Annotated in this window: 16 protein-coding genes; 1 reads left to right on the forward strand and 15 read right to left on the reverse strand. The window is 69.4% G+C overall.

Translation table 11 applies throughout. The features are described 5' to 3' along the window. Nucleotides 1-238 precede the first annotated feature (238 nt). From pilO to ACQ0O7_RS17725, 9 genes are all read right to left on the reverse strand, one after another. Nucleotides 239-820 carry a type 4a pilus biogenesis protein PilO gene (gene pilO / locus ACQ0O7_RS17685; protein WP_430783189.1) on the reverse strand — a complete coding sequence of 194 codons (582 nt, stop codon included), beginning with the start codon at nucleotides 818-820 and terminating at the stop codon, nucleotides 239-241. Further along, complete coding sequence (locus ACQ0O7_RS17690; protein WP_430783190.1) at nucleotides 820-1,518, reverse strand: PilN domain-containing protein; 699 nt, start codon at nucleotides 1,516-1,518, stop codon at nucleotides 820-822. Before ACQ0O7_RS17690 ends, pilO begins: the two co-directional genes overlap by 1 nt. Next, complete coding sequence (pilM, locus tag ACQ0O7_RS17695) at nucleotides 1,518-2,540, reverse strand: type IV pilus assembly protein PilM (protein WP_430783191.1); 1,023 nt, start codon at nucleotides 2,538-2,540, stop codon at nucleotides 1,518-1,520. The genes ACQ0O7_RS17690 and pilM overlap by 1 nt, the downstream gene beginning before the upstream one ends. A gap of 43 nt (nucleotides 2,541-2,583) precedes the next feature. After that, nucleotides 2,584-3,363, reverse strand: a complete 780-nt coding sequence (locus ACQ0O7_RS17700; protein WP_430783192.1) for a prepilin peptidase — start codon at nucleotides 3,361-3,363, stop codon at nucleotides 2,584-2,586. An 83-nt stretch (nucleotides 3,364-3,446) separates the two neighbouring features. Beyond that, complete coding sequence (locus tag ACQ0O7_RS17705; RefSeq protein WP_430783193.1) at nucleotides 3,447-3,938, reverse strand: type II secretion system protein; 492 nt, start codon at nucleotides 3,936-3,938, stop codon at nucleotides 3,447-3,449. 101 nt (nucleotides 3,939-4,039) lie between these two features. Further along, nucleotides 4,040-5,275 (reverse strand): type II secretion system F family protein, encoded by a 1,236-nt coding sequence (locus ACQ0O7_RS17710; protein ID WP_430783194.1) that lies wholly within the window; start codon nucleotides 5,273-5,275, stop codon nucleotides 4,040-4,042. Between the two features lie 2 nt (nucleotides 5,276-5,277). Then, nucleotides 5,278-6,399, reverse strand: coding sequence for a type IV pilus twitching motility protein PilT (locus ACQ0O7_RS17715; RefSeq protein ID WP_430783195.1), 1,122 nt, complete (start codon nucleotides 6,397-6,399; stop codon nucleotides 5,278-5,280). A gap of 80 nt (nucleotides 6,400-6,479) precedes the next feature. Continuing rightward, nucleotides 6,480-8,144: a GspE/PulE family protein gene (locus ACQ0O7_RS17720; RefSeq protein ID WP_430783196.1), complete on the reverse strand. Its 1,665-nt coding sequence runs from the start codon at nucleotides 8,142-8,144 to the stop codon at nucleotides 6,480-6,482. A 30-nt stretch (nucleotides 8,145-8,174) separates the two neighbouring features. Beyond that, a complete protein-coding gene (locus ACQ0O7_RS17725) occupies nucleotides 8,175-9,191 on the reverse strand; it encodes a GlxA family transcriptional regulator (protein WP_430783197.1) in 1,017 nt (338 codons plus the stop codon). Nucleotides 9,192-9,244: 53 nt separating this feature from the next. Between ACQ0O7_RS17725 and ACQ0O7_RS17730 the strand changes: the two genes are divergently transcribed. Next, nucleotides 9,245-10,510 (forward strand): MFS transporter, encoded by a 1,266-nt coding sequence (locus tag ACQ0O7_RS17730; RefSeq protein ID WP_430783198.1) that lies wholly within the window; start codon nucleotides 9,245-9,247, stop codon nucleotides 10,508-10,510. Between the two features lie 117 nt (nucleotides 10,511-10,627). Here ACQ0O7_RS17730 and ACQ0O7_RS17735 read toward each other — a convergent pair whose 3' ends face one another. The 6 genes from ACQ0O7_RS17735 to ACQ0O7_RS17760 form a co-directional block, all read right to left on the reverse strand. Then, nucleotides 10,628-11,047, reverse strand: a complete 420-nt coding sequence (locus ACQ0O7_RS17735) for a hypothetical protein (protein ID WP_430783199.1) — start codon at nucleotides 11,045-11,047, stop codon at nucleotides 10,628-10,630. Between the two features lie 63 nt (nucleotides 11,048-11,110). Beyond that, the gene (locus tag ACQ0O7_RS17740) at nucleotides 11,111-11,590 is read right to left on the reverse strand and encodes a hypothetical protein (protein ID WP_430783200.1); all 480 of its coding nucleotides are present in this window, start codon (nucleotides 11,588-11,590) and stop codon (nucleotides 11,111-11,113) included. Further along, nucleotides 11,587-13,635, reverse strand: a complete 2,049-nt coding sequence (locus tag ACQ0O7_RS17745) for a galactose oxidase-like domain-containing protein (RefSeq protein WP_430783201.1) — start codon at nucleotides 13,633-13,635, stop codon at nucleotides 11,587-11,589. The genes ACQ0O7_RS17740 and ACQ0O7_RS17745 overlap by 4 nt, the downstream gene beginning before the upstream one ends. Further along, nucleotides 13,632-14,813 carry a glycosyltransferase gene (locus ACQ0O7_RS17750; protein WP_430783202.1) on the reverse strand — a complete coding sequence of 394 codons (1,182 nt, stop codon included), beginning with the start codon at nucleotides 14,811-14,813 and terminating at the stop codon, nucleotides 13,632-13,634. Before ACQ0O7_RS17750 ends, ACQ0O7_RS17745 begins: the two co-directional genes overlap by 4 nt. Continuing rightward, the gene (locus tag ACQ0O7_RS17755) at nucleotides 14,810-16,360 is read right to left on the reverse strand and encodes an ArnT family glycosyltransferase (protein ID WP_430783203.1); all 1,551 of its coding nucleotides are present in this window, start codon (nucleotides 16,358-16,360) and stop codon (nucleotides 14,810-14,812) included. Before ACQ0O7_RS17755 ends, ACQ0O7_RS17750 begins: the two co-directional genes overlap by 4 nt. Continuing rightward, nucleotides 16,357-17,622 (reverse strand): glycosyltransferase, encoded by a 1,266-nt coding sequence (locus ACQ0O7_RS17760; RefSeq protein WP_430783204.1) that lies wholly within the window; start codon nucleotides 17,620-17,622, stop codon nucleotides 16,357-16,359. Before ACQ0O7_RS17760 ends, ACQ0O7_RS17755 begins: the two co-directional genes overlap by 4 nt. Nucleotides 17,623-17,760: the final 138 nt, after the last annotated feature.

Raw genomic sequence — 17,760 nt, forward strand, 5'->3', positions numbered from 1 at the left:
GTCCAGGAGGGGCGGGCAGTGCCCGGTGTGGACATAAATGACCTTAAGGGCGCATTGTCCGGCGCTGACGGACCGCTTGTCCGGGAGCTAGCCCGGACGCGGAGAAGTTGAGAGGCCCGCGCCGCTACGGGGGGAACGGCGCGGACCGGACGTAACGATATCCGTCATTTCGGGGGAATGCGAGGGGTTCCGGCGTATACATAGGAACCGCACAGCAGACCACCATCTGGCACCCAGGTCAGGAGCTGACGGTCTTGGTCTGAGTCGAGGTGATGAAGGCGCTGAGCGACAGCGACAGCGACCACTCCTCGCCGCCCAGGCTGGCCCCGTATCGGGCGGACTGGATCAGAACCGCCCTGGGCTGCTCGTTCTGCAGGTGCTTGAGGAACCGGGTGATGGGTTCGATCTTGCCGTCGATGTTCAGCGTGATCGGCAGCGCGGACACCGACGGGGTGTCCTTCAGCGGCTGGGGCGCGGACGCCGCATAACCACTGACGTTGATCTTGTACTTGGCGCCGAGACTCTGGAGCTGCTTGAGGAACTCGGGGATCTGGTTGGTCGTCTTGCCGTACGGCAGTGCCTTCTGCGCCGTGGCGAGCGTCGTCTGGTACTCGTCTATGTTCTTGAGCTGTTCCTTAAGCTCATTCAGCTTCTTCTGCTCCTTGGCGAGCTGGAGGACGACGTCAGCGGTGTCGTTCTGGACAGTGTCCCGGGCCGCGTACTGCGGCTTGATCACCAGGAGGTAGCCACCGACGACGAGGAGCACTGTCAGCGCCAGGCCGCCGAAGAGCCAGAGCTGGTCGATGCGACGGGTGTTCATCACTTTCCTCCGCTCGGGCACTTCTCGGTGAAGCGGCCGCAGTGCGCCTCATCGGTGATGGTGACGGTGACGGTGAAACTGACCCGGCCGTCGGTGTCAGTCACGCTGGACACGAACGGATTCACCAGGTCCTTCAAATCACCGAGTTCGTTGACGAAGTCGGCTACCACGCGCTTGCTCGCAGCACTTCCGGAGATCATCACAGTGCCGATCTCGGTGGTCGTCTGTGCCTCGGCGTCAGCGCTGTCGTTGTTCAGGCCGGCGCCGATCTCGGTGATCCCCACCTTGGTGTCCTCGGCTCGGTCCCGGATCAGGGTGACCAGGTTGGTCCAGGACACATCGTTCGCAAGGATCGTGGTCAGTTCGCCGTTCAGGGCCGTCCCACCATCCTGATACTCGACGAGATCCCTCAGCTCGTCGGTCTTCTGCGAGGCCCGGGCCGTGGTCAGGGACTGGAAGGTGTCGTTGTACTCGTCCTCGGCGTTCTGCTTGGCCACCGTCGCCTGTGCGTACCAGGCGGCCAGGACAGCGAGAGTGGCGACCAGCAGGACGACCACCATCGAGCGGGTGATCCGGGAGCGCCGGCCCTCCCGGATCTCCGGGGGCATCAGGTCGGCGCGGATGGACAGGATCCGGGCCGCTTGGAGCGATGACACCGAGGGGTCCACCGGCATCAGGGCAGTGGTGCTCGTCGTCATCAGGCCGCTCCGAGGGTGAGACCGATCGACACCGCCGCCGACGGCACGAAACTGTCGAACCCGCGTTCGCGGGCCTTGCGGGTGTCACGGATCCGGGCCGCGCTGTCCGCGTACATCACCGAGACACCCAGCTGCTCCTGGATGTGCGCGGCGAGGCCGGGCATCAGGGCGCTGCCACCGCAGAGCGAGATCCGGCTGACCTGCTTCTGCCGTTCGCCGGAGGCCAGGTAGGTGAACGAGCTGCGCAGCTCGCTGGCGAGCGGGCGGACCGCGTCGACCATCGCCGCCACGGTGTCCGGGTTGCCGTCACCGTGCAGGCCGAACCGGCACTTCACCTGCTCCGCCTCGATGGTGGAGAGACCCAGCCGGGTGGCGATGCTCTCGGTGATCTCGGCGCCGCCGCGGGGCAGGGTCCGCACGAACAGCGGCTCGCCGTCCGCGTGCACCACCACGCTGGTGATGTTGGCGCCGATGTCGACGATCGCCTCGACCTGGGCATCCAGCCGGGAGGCCGAGCGCAGCATCGCGAACGAGGCCAGATCGACGCCGTTGACCTTCAGGCCGGCCTTCTGGACCGCCTGGACCAGGGTGAGGACCGCGTCCTTGGGCATGGCGATCAGCAGGCCGCGGACGGTCGGGTTCTCCCCCGGCTGCTCCAGCGGGTAGAAGTCCAGGATGGAACGCTCGACCGCGAGCGGGAGCTGCTCCTTGACCTGGAACGGCAGGGCCTGGCGCATCTGGGCGGGCGGCAGATTGGCGATCGAGGTCTCCCGGACCACCAGCTGCGGGTTGGTGACCGCCAGGTTGACCCGCTTGCTGCCGAACCGGCTGGCCGCCCAGAGCTGCTTGAGCGCGGCGGTCAGGCCCACCGGGTTCTGCACCACGCCGGCCACCACGATGCCGGGCTCCAGCGGGAACTGACCGAAGTTGATCAGCGAGTAGTCGTCCTTGGTGCGGCGGACCTCCACGGCCCGGATCGAGGACGAGCCGATGTCCAGCCCGATCGGTGTTGCGCCAGCCATCGGATTTCTTCCTTCCTTTCAGCGATTCACGGTGGTCAGCGGGTCAGGCGGGGACGAGCAGGTTGGTGTACCAGGTGGTGACCGGCGCCGCGGCGAAGACCGCCAGGAAGGCGCCGGCGAGCATGTACGGGCCGAACGGGATCCGGCTCTTGCGGCCGGCCAGCTTCAGGCTGAGCAGCACACCGCCGACCAGCCCGCCGAGCAGGAAGCCGGCGAACGCGCCGACCGCGACCGCGCCCCAGCCGAGCCAGCCGAGGTAGAAGCCGAGCAGCGGGGCCAGCTTCACGTCGCCGCCGCCCATGCCCCACATCGCCAGCAGCAGGTAGAGCACATACATCAGGCCGGCCGCGAGCAGCCCCCGGACCAGGTCGGCCGGGTCGCCGGTGGTCAGCGAGACCGGGACGAGCAGAGCGATGGCCACGCCGTACGACGGAAGCACGATCTTGTTGGGCAGCCGCATCACGTCGAGATCGATCAGAGCCAGAGCGATCGCGACGGCGGCAAGGTAGAGGTAGGCGGGCAGTTCCCAGGACCAGCCGAACCGGGCGGCGACCGCCACGAACAGGACCGCGGTGCCGGCCTCGACGAGCGGGTAACGGGCGCTGATCCGGGTGCCGCAGTCGGCGCACCGGCCGCGCAGCACCAGCCAGCCGAGCACCGGAATGTTGTGCCGGGGCCGGACCGGGTTGGCACACTCCGGGCAGTGCGAGCCGGGTGAGACCAGCGACTCACCGCGGGGCACCCGGTGGATCACCACGTTCAGAAAGGAACCGATGGCGAGCCCGAGGAGGGCGACCACGACGTACAGCGGGGCCTGGGTCATGGCACGTCCCTCCTCGGGTTCGGTCACGATGCGGAAGTCCGGGTGGCGCCGGTGCCGGCGCCACCCGGGTTCGAATCAGTACGTCACGGGGTGGGGGTGGTACCGGTAGCGCAGGTGGTCAGGTTGAGAGTGCCGGTGGCGGCGTTGACGGAACCGCCGGCCGAGCTCTCGTAGAGGTAGTACTTGGAGCCGCCCTGGTTCGTCGCGCAGATCTTGTAGTTCTTCTCGTCGACCTTGACGTAGCCGAGCTGGGTCTTGTCGGAGAGCGTGACGGTTCCGGCGGTGCCACCGGTCAGGGCGGTCAGCTCCATCGTCTTGGCGGTGCCGGTGATGTCGTACTTGCTGGCCGGGAACTTGTTGCCGTTGTTGGTGTAGAACTGCTCCACCGCGCTGATCGCGCCCCGCACGTCGGACTGGGCCGACTTGTCGGCGGCGCCCTGGCGGTAGTTCAGGTACACCGGCACGGCGATGGCGACCAGGACGCCGATGATGACCACGACGACCAGCAGCTCGATGAGCGTGAAGCCCTCGTCCTTGCTCTTGCCGGCGCGGAGACGGGCGATGAGGTCCTGCATTTCGGGGTGCCTCCATGGGCGTTGGGTGGAACAGGGGAAGGGAGTTCGGGCTCGGGTGCCCGGGTGGTGCGACGGCCGCCGGGAGAGCGGCCGGAATCCGTTCAGTTCTGGATGTTCTGGTAGATCGTGAACATCGGCAGGTACAGGCAGATCACCATGCCGCCGACCACGGTGCCCATGACGAGCACCATGATGGGTTCGATCGACGCGGTCAGTGATTCGGCGGCCGCGTCCACCTCCCGGTCGTAGAAGTCGGCAATCTTGTCGAGCATCTGACTGATCTGGCCGCTCTCCTCGCCGACTTCGACCATCTGTGTGACCATCGCCGGGAAGATCGGGTGGTGCCGTAGTGCCGAGGACATGGTGTGGCCGTCCCGGACCGTCGCCTGGACGTCCTTCATGGCGGCGTTGATGACCTCGTTGCCGGTGGTCTCGCCGACCACCGCCAGGGCCTGCATCACCGGGACACCGACGTTGAGCAGCAGGCCGAGGTTGCGGGAGAACCGGCTCATGGCGAGTTTGCGCAGCAGGGGCCCGAAGACGGGCAGCCGGATCTTGATCTGGTCGACGCGGAGCCGGAAGCTCTCGCTGGTCCGCATCTGCCGTTTGTAGAGAACGGTGACGGTGATGCCGACGCCGATCACCAGCGGCCCGATCCAGCCCATGTTGTGGCTGGTGGTGACCAGGAACTGGGTGATCGCCGGCAGCTCGCCGCCGAGGTTCTTGAACATCGCCTCGAAGACCGGGACGATGAAGATCAGCACGCCGGCGATCATCACGAAGGTGAAGCCGAGGACGATGGCCGGATAGGTCAGCGCGCCCTTGATCTTCCCGCGGAGTGCGGTGTCCTTCTCCAGGCTCTCGGCGATCTGCTCCAGCGCCTGGTCGATCATGCCGCCGGTCTCGCCGGCCCGGATCATCGCGATCATCAGGCGCGGGAAGATCCGGTCGTGCTTGGCCATCGACTGGGACAGTCCGCCACCGGCGGCCACGTCGGTACGGACCTCGGCGATCGCCTTCTTCAGGGTGAGCGCCGACGTCTGTTCCTCGAGGATCGCCAGGGACCGCAGCAGCGACATGCCGGACGCGGTCATGGTGGCGAACTGACGGGCGAAGACCGCGAGATCCTTGAGCTTGGTACGGCCACCCAGCCCCGGAATCTTGATCTCCATCTGGAGGCCCTGACCCGTCTCGGTGACCTCCAGCGGCACCTCGCCCCGCGAGCGCAGCATGTGGGTGGCCGCGGCCTCGTTGGGCGCCTCGATGGTGCCCTTCGCCTTCTTGCCGGTGGCGTCGAGCGCGGAGTACGCGAAGGTCTTGGTGGTGGTGGAGGGCATCGCTACGACCGCCCCACGAGCCGCTTGAGCTCATCGCCGGAGTGACAGATCTCCAGGGCGGTCGCCATGTCGACGATGCCGGCCCGGATCTTCTCGGCCAGGTGCTGGTCGAAGGAGAGCATCCCCTCGGAGCCGCCGGCCTGCATGAACGACGGGATCTGGTGGGTCTTGCCCTCCCGGATCAGGCTGCGGATGGCCGGCGTGCAGGTGAGGATCTCGCAGATCACCGAGCGCCCCTTTCCGTCGGCCGTCGGCGCCAGCGCCTGCGTGATCACGCCCTGGAGGCTGGCTGCCAGCTGGGCGCGGATCTGCAACTGCTGGTGCGGCGGGAAGATGTCGATGACCCGGTCGATGGTCTGGGTGGCGCTCTGCGTGTGCAGGGTCGCCATCACCAGGTGACCGGTCTCGGCCGCGGTCAGGGCGGTGGCCGTGGTCTCCAGGTCACGCAGCTCGCCGACCAGGATGATGTCCGGGTCCTGCCGCAGCGCGTGTTTCAGCGCGCTGGCGAAGTCGCCGGTGTCGGAGCCGACCTGACGCTGGTTCACCACGCAGCGCTTGTGCGGGTGGAGGAACTCGATCGGGTCCTCGATGGTGATGATGTGGTCGGCCCGGCTGCGGTTGGCCAGGTCGAGCAGCGAGGCCAGGGTGGTGGTCTTGCCGGATCCGGTCGGGCCGGTCACCAGCACCAGGCCGCGGGGCAGGTGGGCGAAGCGGGCCACCGACTCCGGCATGCCCAGCTCGTCCAGCGGCTTGATCTTGTGCGGGATGGCCCGGAAGACCGCTCCGCACGAGGTCCGCTGCCGGTAGAGGTTGCCGCGGAACCGGGAGACCCCGACGATGCTGTGCGCGAAGTCGAGCTCGCTCTCCTCCAGGAAGGTTCGCCACTGGGCCGGGGTGACCGCCGCGCGGGCCAGCAGCTCGGTGTCGGCGGTGTTGAGCTTGCCGTACCCCTGGACCGCCCGCAGATCACCGTTCACCCGGATCATCGGTGGTGAGCCGACGGTCAGGTGCAGGTCCGACCCGCCCGCCTCGACCAGGGTGATGAGCAGCTGGTCGAGCACGTCCAGATCGTCCGCGGACCCGGCGCTGGCGGCCTCCGGTGCCTCGTGCTGGAGCGTGTCCATCTCGTCTCCCGACCTCGGTGTCCCTGTCGTCTGTTGAATCGGCACTGGGGGGACCGGGTTTAGTAGCGGATCAGGTGCGCTCAGACTGCTACTCGGGACACCTCGCGGATCGAGGTCATCCCGCCGGCCGCCTTCGCCAGCCCGTCCGCCCGCAGGTCGTACATCCCCTGGCTGAGAGCCACCTCGCGGATCTCGCCGGCCGAGGCGCGGCGGATGGTCAAAGACTCGATCTCCGGGCTGACCGGCATCACCTCGTGGATCGCGATCCGGCCCTTGTACCCGGTGTTGGCGCAGTTGCGGCAGCCCACCGGGCGGTAGAGCACCTCCGGGTAGGCGAGGTCCTGCAACGGCCAACTGGCGGCCATCACCTCCTCCTCGGTGGGGGTGTACGCCTCCTTGCACCAGTCGCAGATGCGCCGGGCCAGACGCTGGGCGAGCACGCAGTCGAGCGAGGAGCCGACCAGGAACGGCTCGATGCCCATCTCGGTGAGCCGGGTGACCGCGCCGGGGGCGTCGTTGGTGTGCAGCGTGGAGAGCAGGAGGTGACCGGTGAGGGCGGCCTCCACGGCGATCTGCGCGGTGGCGCCGTCCCGGATCTCACCGATCAGGACCACATCCGGGTCGGTACGCAGGATGGCCGGCAGCACCGCCGCGAAGGTGAGCCCGGCCTTGGCGTTGACCTGCACCTGGTTGATGCCGCGGAGCCGGTACTCGACCGGGTCCTCGACGGTGATCACGTTGACCTCGGGGCGACTGATCTTGCCGAGGGTGGCGTACAACGTGGTGGATTTTCCGGATCCGGTCGGCCCGGTCACCAGCACCATGCCGTGCGGTTTGCCGAACGACGCGGAGAAGCGGTCCAGGTTGTGCTGGGTGAAGCCGAGCTTGGTCAACTCCAGGTCGATGCCGCCGGTGTCCAGGACCCGGAGCACGATCTTCTCGCCCCAGACCGTCGGGAGCGTGGCGGTACGCAGGTCGACCGTGCGATCCCGGATCAGCGCGGTGATCCGGCCGTTCTGCGGGATGCGCTTCTCGGTGATGTCGACCCCGGACATGATCTTGATCCGGGAGGTGAGCGCCGCCATCACACCGCGGGGCACCAGGTCCACCTCGTGCAGCACGCCGTCGATCCGGTAGCGGACCCGCATGTCGTCCTCGGTCGGCTCCAGATGCAGGTCGGAGGCCCGGTTCATGACCGCCTGCTCGATCAGGCTGTTCACGTAGCGGACGATCGGGGCGTCCTCGGTGCTCGTCGACTGCGCGGCCATGCCGCCCTGGTCGCCCTGCTCCTCGGCCAGATCGGCCAGGTCGGCGCCCTCCCGCTGGAGCTTCTCGATGATCCGGCGGACCTCGCTGCGGGCCACCACCACCGGGCGGACCGTCATGCCGGTGGCGGCCCGGACGTCGTCCAGCGCCACCACGTCGGCCGGGTCGGTCACCCCGACCACCAGCTCGCCCTCGTTGATCGCCAGACCCAGAACCCGATGCCTGAGTACGACCGGCAGCGGGATCCGCTTCAGCGCGGTCGGATCGGGGGTGAAGCCGACCAGGTCGAGGGTGTTGATCCCGAACGCGGCGGCGGCCGCCTTGGTCAGCTGTTCCTCGGTGACCACCTGGTCGTTGATCAGGACGGCACGCACCGACCGGCCGCTCTTCTGGGCCTCGGCGGCGGCCCGGTCGACCGCCTCGGGGTCCACCCCGATCTGTTTCAAGGCGTCGAGCAGCGGGCGGAAGGTCTGATCCATGGCTTCCTCAGCGGGGGCGGAAAAGAGGACTCAAAGGTCCATCGGAAGTTCCCGCGCGGAACTGAGCGCCGGAAGATCAGGACGAAAGGTCCGCCGGTACGCCGTAGGGGCCACGCCGATCGTCGCGTGCATGTGCTGGCGCAGTGCGGTCGCGCTGCCCAGCCCGGCCCGCCGGGCCACCGCTTCCACCGCCAGGTCGGTCGACTCCAGCAGGATCCGGGCGTGCTCCACCCGCTGCCGCAGCAGCCACTGCCGCGGGCTGAGCCCGGTCTCCTCCCGGAACCGGCGGGTGAACGTCCGCACACTCATCCGGGCGTGCCCGGCCATCGCCTCCAGGCTGACCGGCTCGGCCAGCCGGTCCAGCACCCACGCCCGGGTCGGCTCGGTGCCCGGCCCGGCCGCCGAGGGCACCGGCCGCTCGATGAACTGCGCCTGGCCGCCGTCCCGCCACGGCGGCACCACACAGCGGCGGGCCGCCCGGTTCGCCACCCCGGCGCCGTGATCGGTGCGGATGATGTGCAGGCAGAGGTCCACCCCGGCGCCCACCCCGGCCGAGGTCAGCACGTCCCCGTCGTCGACGAACAGCACGTCGAAGTCCCACGCTACCCGCGGATACAGACCGCCGATCCGGTCCGCCCAGGCCCAGTGGGTGGCGGCCGGGCGGCCGTCCAGCAGACCGGCGGCGGCCAGCACCGACGCCCCGGTGCAGATCGAGACGATCCGGGCGCCGCGGGCGGCGGCGGCCAGCAGCGCGGACCGGACGTCGCCGGGCAGGGTGCCGTCGGTGACCGGTCCACCCGCGTGGATCCCGGGAACGATCACGGTGTCCGCGATCGCCAGCTCGGACAGCTCATGATCGGGGACCACGGTGAATCCGACCTCGGTGGTGACCGGCCCGCTGCCGCAGACCCGGACGTCATAGAGCCTGGTCAGGGCCGCGTCGCGGGCGGAGAGGAACACCTGGGTGGCGGTGCCGAGATCGAACGGGACCAGACCGTCGAGCACCAGGACGGCGACCACATGCGTCATGGCCCGATTCTTGCGCATGATGGCCTCCCGGCCACTCGTCCCGGGCGGTGAAAGGCAGCAGGATCTCCACCGTGAGACGACTCCATCCCGCCTGGGCCGTGGCCGCGGTGACCTTCGTGGCCCTGCTCGGCGCCGCCGGATTCCGGGCCACCCCCTCCGTCATGCTCCAGCCGCTGCACGACGAGTTCGGCTGGTCGCTCGGCACCATCTCCGCCGCCGTCTCGGTGAACCTGCTGCTCTACGGCCTGACCGCACCGTTCGCCGCGGCACTGATGGACCGCTTCGGGATCCGCCGGGTGGCGATGGGCGCGCTGCTGCTGGTCTCGGCCGGCTCCGGGCTCACCCTGCTGATGACCCGGAGCTGGCAGCTGATGCTCTGCTGGGGAGTGCTGGTCGGGCTGGGCACCGGCTCACTGGCGCTCGGTTTCGTGGCCACCATCGCCAACCGGTGGTTCGTCAGGCACCGCGGCGTCGTCATCGGCGTCCTCACCGCGGCCGGCGCCACCGGCAACCTGATCTTCCTGCCGGTGCTGTCCCGGATCGTCGAGTCGGACGGCTGGCGCACCGCCGCGATCACCGTGTCGGTGGCCGCACTGGCCGTCGTACCGCTGATCGCCTGGCGCCTCCGCGACCATCCGGCCGACCTGAACGTGCCCGCCCTCGGCGCCACCGAGATCGTGATGCCGGCGTCGCCGGCCGGAGGCGCCGCCGGCAACGCCCTGCGGGCCCTCCGCGACGCCGCCCGGACCCGGCCGTTCTGGCTGCTCGCCGGTGGTTTCGCGATCTGCGGCGCGACCACCAACGGGCTGGTCGGCACCCACTTCATCCCGGCCGCGCACGACCACGGCATGCCGCAGACCACGGCGGCCGGCCTGCTCGCCCTGGTCGGGCTCTTCGACATCGCCGGCACGATCGCCTCCGGCTGGCTGACCGACCGGGTGGACAGCCGCGTCCTGCTCGGCGCCTACTACGCCCTGCGCGGCCTGTCCCTGCTGGTGCTGCCGTCGCTGTTCGCCGCCACCGCCTACCCCAGCATGCTGATCTTCATCCTGTTCTACGGCCTGGACTGGGTGGCCACCGTGCCACCGACGGTGGTCCTCTGCCGCGAGTACTTCGGTGACCGGGGCCCGATCGTCTTCGGCTGGGTCTTCGCCTCCCACCAGTTCGGCGCGGCGGTCGCGGCCACCGGAGCCGGCCTGGTCCGCGACCAGCTGGGCACCTACACCATGGCCTGGTACGTCGCGGGCGGCCTGGCCATCCTGGGCGCCGTCCTCAGCCTGATGCTCTACGCCGCCAAACGTCTCCCGGCCCTGGAGGAACTCCGGGCCCCCGCCTGATCCCGGTGTTCGGGCCGACGCCCGGAGGAGTCAGGAGTCGTCGTGCTGGAATTCTTTCCGGTGAAACTCAACAACTCACGTTGCCATCGTCAAATCTGCTGAGTCTCGAACAACCCGTCAGGAGGCGACGGCCAGGAGTGCGGTGGCGAAGTCGTGGCCGCCGCAGTACTCCTGGTAGGTGACCGGGAAGCCGCGGGACAGCAGGGCGTCGCGCATCTCGCGGCAGGCGGTGAGCTGGGTGGGGGCGCCGCCCGGCCCGTCCATCGTCTCCAGCAGGCCGACGTCGAGGAAGAAGTGCGCGCCGCCGGGGCCGGAGCGGGCCACGTCGCGGATCAGGCGGCCGGGCTCACCGTCCTCCGGGGACGGCCACCAGAAGCTGCCGGAGTGGGCGATCACCGCCCGGAACGGGTCCGGCCGGGTGCGGGTCCACGGTGAGGGCGGGGCGTCCGGCAGTTCGAGCACCGATCCCCAGGTGTCGGCGTCGGTGGGGTCGGCGAGGAGGGCGGCGATCCGCGGGCTCGGCCCTGACTCCACCACAGCACTCGCCCGCACCTCTCGCGCTCGGATAGCTACCGAGCGCGCCAAGGGCGGGGGCGATGGTCAAGAGCAGGCGAAGCCGTTCCGGTCCGGGTCGAGGCGGTGCCGGTCGGCGCCGCGCACGGTGAGCGGGGTGTCCAGGAAGCCGCGTTCGCGCAGCCAGCCGCACCCGTCGGTGACGCCGGGCGGGAAGCGCCACGGTACGCATTGGGAGCGCGTCCCGTACGACCGGTCACAACCGTCCACGTTGACCGGCATCGACAGGGCGGCGGTCGGGGACGGCAACCGTGGCAGTGGGCTGGCACTGGACCGGCCGCCGAAGGTCGGCACGAACGGCGCCACAGTGGAGGTCGGCGGCGCGGCGGTGACCGTGGGACCGGTGGTGACGGCGACCGGGACGGCCAGTGGCCAGGTGCTGTCGGTGGGCCGCGGCGCCGGCGGTGGCGGTGCCGCCCGTGGTGGCGGGGTGGCCACCCGGTACAGCAGGACCAGCACCACCGCGGGCAGCGCGGCGACGGCCAGGATCAGCAGGGTCCGCCTCATCCCACGCGCACCCATTCGGCGACGGTCGGCACGCCGTTGGTGCCGAGCAGGAACAGCATGTACCAGCCGGGTGGCGCCAGGTTCGGGTTGCTGGTCAGGTTGAGCCCGATCTCGTCGCCGTCGACACTCATCGGCAGGTCCACGAAACGCTGGTTCGGGTCGCTGGAGTGGGTCACCGCAGCCGGCCGGATCAGGGCGGCCCGCAGGATCGGGCCGTCGACGGTGACGGTGTGGCTGGACCCGTACGCCCATGCGGTGTCCACCCCGCCGAGGATCTGCGGGCGGGCCCCGTGGAACAGGTACGGCGGCGTGTAGACCGAGATCCGCATGTCGAACGATCCGTCACCGGGGTTGTCGCCGACCGCCATCACCCGCCCGTCCGGCAGCAGGAACGCCGACGAGTGGTAGCCGCGCGGCACCGGGTCGACGGCCATCCCGGGGGTGAACGTGTTGGTGACCGGGTCGAACATCGAGGCCTCGAAGACCGGGTCGGCGCGGTTGTGCAGGGCCCCACCGGTCTCGAACACCCGCCCGTCCGGCAGGAGCACCGCGGACACGTACATCTTGGCGGCCGGTAGCGGCGGTCCCGGGGTGTGTGCCGGGGACGGCTGTCTGAGGTCGATGATGTCGGTGAGCGCGTTGGCGTCCGGGTTGGTGTCGATGTTGCCGCCGCCGAGGGTGAGCACCCGCTGGTCCTGGGCCGGGGGCAGCAGGACGCTCATCGACTGGTCGCGTTCGTCCTTGTTCTGCAGTCCGGGCACCGGGGTGATGGTCCCGGCCTGGTAGTCGTAGATGGACGAACCGGTGCCGGGCAGTCCGTTGCCGAAGACGTGGCTGCCGCTGTAGAACAGGCGCCCGTCCCGCATCAGGATCATCGACGGGTAGAGGCCCCAGAAACTCCACGTCTGGTTGGCCTCGCCGATGCCGAGCCAGCGTTCCTCGGAGTAGTCGAAGTACTGGGTGGCGACGGTGCCGGAGGAGTCCTCACCGAGGCCGCCGAGGGCGATCACGTCCCCGTTGCCCATGATCGTCGCCGAGGGGTACCAGGAGCCGCCGCTCATGTCGTTGACCCGCTCGTACGACATGGTCGCCGGGTCGAAGACGTACGAGTCCCGCAGTCCTTTGTAGCCGTGGCTGAGATCGGCGGCCGGGTAGTCCTTGTTCCCGCCCATGATCAGGACCCGTCCGTCGGGCAGTTGGACGTGCCCGGCGCAGAACAGGTCGGCCGGGGTGGGCACGTCGGTGAAGGTGCCGGTCCGCGGATGGTAGATCGCGGTGGTGAAGGCGCCGGCCTCGAACGTCTCCTCGCTGTTGCCGGAGCCGGCGACCAGCAGCACGTCCCCGTCGTGCAGCACCACCGCGTGGATGCCGCGTACCGGGGCCTCGAAGGGCATCACCTTCCAGGCACCCTTGGCGCAGGCCTCGCCGGCGCTGCAGGACAGATCCGGGGTGGGCTGGGTGGCGTCGACCATCGCGTAGTCGTCGGTCCGCAGCACCCCGGTGCCGTAGACGGTCACCCCCCAGACGACCTGTTCGGTGCCGGGCGGGACCGGTGGGGTGCGGACCGACACCTCGGTCCAGGCGGTGACCGGGGCGAGCGAGACCAGGTCGGTCCAGTAGACCCAGCCCTGGGCGACGTCCCGGCGGAACGCGGTCACCACCGTGTTCGGGGTGGTGCTGGTGTACCAGGCGGACAGGTCGTACTGGTGGCCGGGTGTGACGTTGGGCGCGCAGGACGGGTTCTCCAGCATCATCGCCTTACGGTCGCCACCGCCGGTCGCCGACACGGTGATCCGCATGGCGTTGGCGCCGGTCCGCCCGGGGTGATCGACATCGAAGGTGTACGTGTTGTCACCCCAGCCGGACCGCTCCCAGCAGAGCGGGAAGCCGGTGCTGTCCAGGGTCTCAAAACCCGCGTTGACCAGCAGGTTCACCGAGGCGGACGCGGGCCGGACCGGCGACAGCAGGACCAGGAGCAGGGTGAGCACCAGCGCCTGGGCGATGCCGCGCCGGTCGCGCCGGCTGATCCAGGGGCGGGGTGTCATATCGCGACGCGCCGTGGCCGGACCAGATAGATGACCCGGTCGAGGATGAGGAACCGGATCGCGAACGAGATCACCAGCGTGATCAGGTTGGCGGTCAGGACTCCGGCGCCCACCCCGTCCACCAGCAGCGCCAGCAACGGCACCCGCACCACCAGGTCGGCGTTGCCGAGCCCGAAGAACCGCAGGAAACGGCTGGTCAGGGTCCGGCGGTGCCGGTGGTTGCGGTAGAGCAGGCTGTCGATGAGCGCGAAGTTCCAGGTGACGGCGAGCATGTTGGCCAGCACCGCGGCCGGCGCGTAGTGCATGCCGAGGACCGAGACCATCAGCCAGAGCGCCAGCTGGTTCGGGATCAGGCCGGACAGCCCGATCAGCCCGAAACCGATCATCCGGCCGCGTTGTGCGCCGAAGCGCAGCAGGGACAGGTGTTTGAGGAACCGCAGCCCCTCCCGCAGAGTGGACTTGGACTCGCCTGCGTGCCGGGGCTGGAAGGCGTACGGGATCTCGACGATCCGCCCCGGCCGGTTCCGGATGATCAGTTCGAGCAGGATCTTGTAGCCGAGCGGGCGCAGCTCCCCCACGTCGAGCGAGCTGGCCCGGACCGCGAAGAGCCCGCTCATCGGGTCGCTGACCCGCAGCAGCGCGTTCCGGAAGACCACTTTGGTGGTCACGGTGGAGCCACCGGAGACCAGTCGGCGATAGCCGTTCTCCAGGCCGTCGTCGGTGCCGCCACCGGTCTTCCGGCTGCCCACCACCAGGTCGGCGCCGTCCCGCACGCCGGCCGCGACGAGTTGCGGCACGATCTCCGGCGGGTGTTGCAGGTCGGCGTCCATCACCACGATCCAGGCGCCGCGGGCCAGCCGCATGCCCTCCACCACGGCACCGCCGAGGCCACCGACCGGATCGGTGCGATGGTGCACGGTGACCGGAACGGGACAGTTGGCGGCCTCGGCCCGGATCACCTCCGGGGTGTCGTCGGTGCTGTCGTCGACGAAGACGATCTCGGTCTCGTCCGCCGGGAGCGCCGCGGCCAGCCGGCGCAGCAGCGTCGGGATGTTGTCGCGCTCGTTGAAGGTCGGCACCACGACGGTCTGCCGCAGCGAGACGTCGAGGGCGAGTTCACCGATCCGGCCGCGGAGCACGGCCCGTCGGGCCGGCTGGAGTTCAGTGGTGACCGTCATGGCGTGTTCTCCTTGTCGACCTTGCGGATCTCGATGCGGCCGTCCGGCGAACCGAAGGTGGCGACGACCGTGGAGTTGGTGAGCAGCGCGGCGACGGTGGGCAGCCCGGACGGGTCCTGCCGCAGCGCCGGGCTCGACACGACGTAGTCGACGTCACGCCAGCCGTTCGGCAGGCGCTCGGCGACGGCCGAGTCGAGATCCAGCTTGTAGAACCAGATCACCCGGTCGGGCTGGTAGCCGGCCTCGACGCAGTCCAGCCAGAGGACGTCGTCGACGACCACCGTGGTCTCGGCCCGGTCCGGAATCGCGGCGGACAGATAGGCCGCAGCCCGCTCGTACGGCAAATTGTCCTGATTTGTTAGGGCGCGCTCCGCGCCGACAAACCAGCGGGGTACGACGAACGACAGCGCCACCACCGCCACCACCGCCACGGCCACCGCCCGGCGTCGGTCCCGCCGCGGCTCCAGCCAAGTCACCGCGGTGGCGATCACCCCGGCCAGCGCCAGCGCGAAGAAGGGCAGCACCTGCACCACGTACATGGCCGGCATGTATCCGCCGGGACGCAGCGCGACAACCGTCAGGATCGCCGCCGCCACCCCGATCGGGCGCAACCGGCGGACCGCCAGCGCCAGCACCGTCGCCACCAGCCCGCCGACCAGGATCACCTGGTCGTAGTAGAGCCACGAGTGGAGCAGCGCGTTGGTGCCCGACGAGGTGTCGAAGACGCTGCCCGAGCCGGACCGGTTCATCAGCTGGAACTGCCAGGCCCCGATCAGCGACACGTGGTCCTCTCCGGGGAACAGCTCCCCGCGCAGCACCGCGTAGAGCGGATAGAAGCCGCCCACCAGGACCAGGCCGGTGACGAACGAGCCGACCGCCCACGGCCGGGTGCTGGTGCGGGCCGAGTTCTGCCAGAGCGCGAGCACCACCGCGGGCAGCACCAGCAGGATGGTCTCCTTGGACAGCACGGCGATCGCGGTGGCGGCGCCGGCCGCGGCGTAGTGCCACAGGTGCCGGCGGGTGGACAGGGCCAGGGCGAAGGCGCCGAGGATCCACGCGACGGCGAAGCTGTCCAGGTAGATCTGCCGGCCCATGGTCAGCAACAGCGGCGACAGCCCACAGGTGAGCAGGGCCAGCGACGCGCCCCAGCGCGGCATCCCGGACCGGCGGCCGACCAGGTAGATCAGCAGCAGGGTGGCGGCCTGCACGGGCAGCATCGCGATCCGGCCGGCGGCCACCGTGATCAGCCCGGGAGCGAGCAGGCTCGGCAGCCAGGCCAGCCCGGCCAGCTGGATCCAGCCGAGCGGCGGGTGGTCGTACCAGTAGGTGTAGTGCGCCAGGCCCCGGCCCTCCTGCACCGCCCAGGCCTGCGCGAGATAGGTGCCCTCGTCGTCGCTGGCGGTCGGGAAACCGTCGATGTTCCAGGACAGAAGGACCAGGACCAGACTGGTGAGTACGCCGGCGATCAGCCACTCCGGGACCTGTCCGCGGGGGCTCGGACGGGGTGCCGCGTCGATCCGGACCGGCACCGGCAGGGTGGTGGTCATGCGGTCACCTCCGCGACCGGCTCGCGCAGGTGCGCGCCGATGTGTGCGGTCAGTTCCCAGTTGCGCTGACCGGTGTACTCGCGCCAGATCGCCCGGAGCGCGGCGACCGACAGCACCACCCCGAACGGGAACAACCCGATGATCAGCCGGGCGTAGTCCTGGGCCCGGATCCGCAGCCCGTACTGGATGCCGAAGTCACGCAGGCCGATCACCTGGAACACCAGGTTGGCGGCCATCGGCAGGACCGGCAGGAAGGTGATCAGCGCGACCCCGACCGGCAGTTCGGCGACCAGCGCGACGCCGATCCCGAGCGGGATGGCCAGGCCGGCGAAGGCCTGCAGGAACGGCCCGGTGAGGGTGTACCGCGCGAGCATCCGCTGCCCGAAGGCGGGCAGCCGGCGCCACTCCCCCTTGCGGAGCACCTGGAGGAAGCCCTGGTTCCAGCGGGTGCGCTGCTTGAGCATCGCGGACAGCGAGTCCGGGGTCTCCTCCCGGGTGACGATCGTGGAGTCGTAGGCGACCACCACCTTGGCGCCCCGGCTGGACAGCCGGACCCCCAGGTCGCAGTCCTCGGCCAGGCAGGTGCCGTCCCAGCCGTTGGCCCGGCGCAGCACGTCGGTCCGGACGAACACGGTGTTTCCGCCGAGCGGGATGAATCCTTTGTCCGCGTGCAGGTGCAATCGGCTGCGGAACCAGAAGAAATACTCCAGGCAGTTGTGCAGGCTGTACCAGCTGGAATGGAAGTTGATCAGTTGTACGCCGCCCTGCACCACATCCGCCCCGGTCGCCCGGAATGCGTGATCGACATGTTCCAGCAGTTCCGGATGGACCTCGTCCTCAGCGTCGAAGACACCCACCACATCACCCCGGGCGTACGGCAGTGCGGTGTTCAGCGCCCGCGGCTTGTTCTTCACCTCGTTGTGGTCGGTGACCACCAGGATCCGCCCGGGAGAGGTGCCCGCCACCCGTGCGGCGACCTCGGCGGTCTCCGGGTCGTCGTGCCCGACGATGATGATGATCTCGTATCCCTCGTGCGTCGACTCCAGGAGCCGCCGCACCGTTCGCTCCAGCACCGCCTGCTCGTGCCGGGCCGGGACGAGCAGCGAGAACGTCAGATGCTGCTCACCGTCCGGCGCCGCGAACCGGGTCGCCGCAAGGGTCTCCGGGGTCCGCCAGGCGTGCATGGTCCACCACAGGGTCACTGCCGCGAAGACGAAGAGAATTACCGAGACGAGAACCACGATAATGGCGACCAACTTCAATGCCCCTCTTGATGCGGACCTCCATCTGCGCATCGATGCTATCGATGATTCACGGGTGTCCATCAAGAGTGGAGTCGGGTTCTTAACCGCCCATCAGGAATGCTTTTCGATGCGGAAACCCGACCGTAACCAGAGTCC

This window comes from Actinoplanes sp. G11-F43 (genome assembly GCF_050589265.1).
Taxonomy (GTDB): Bacteria; Actinomycetota; Actinomycetes; order Mycobacteriales; family Micromonosporaceae; genus Actinoplanes.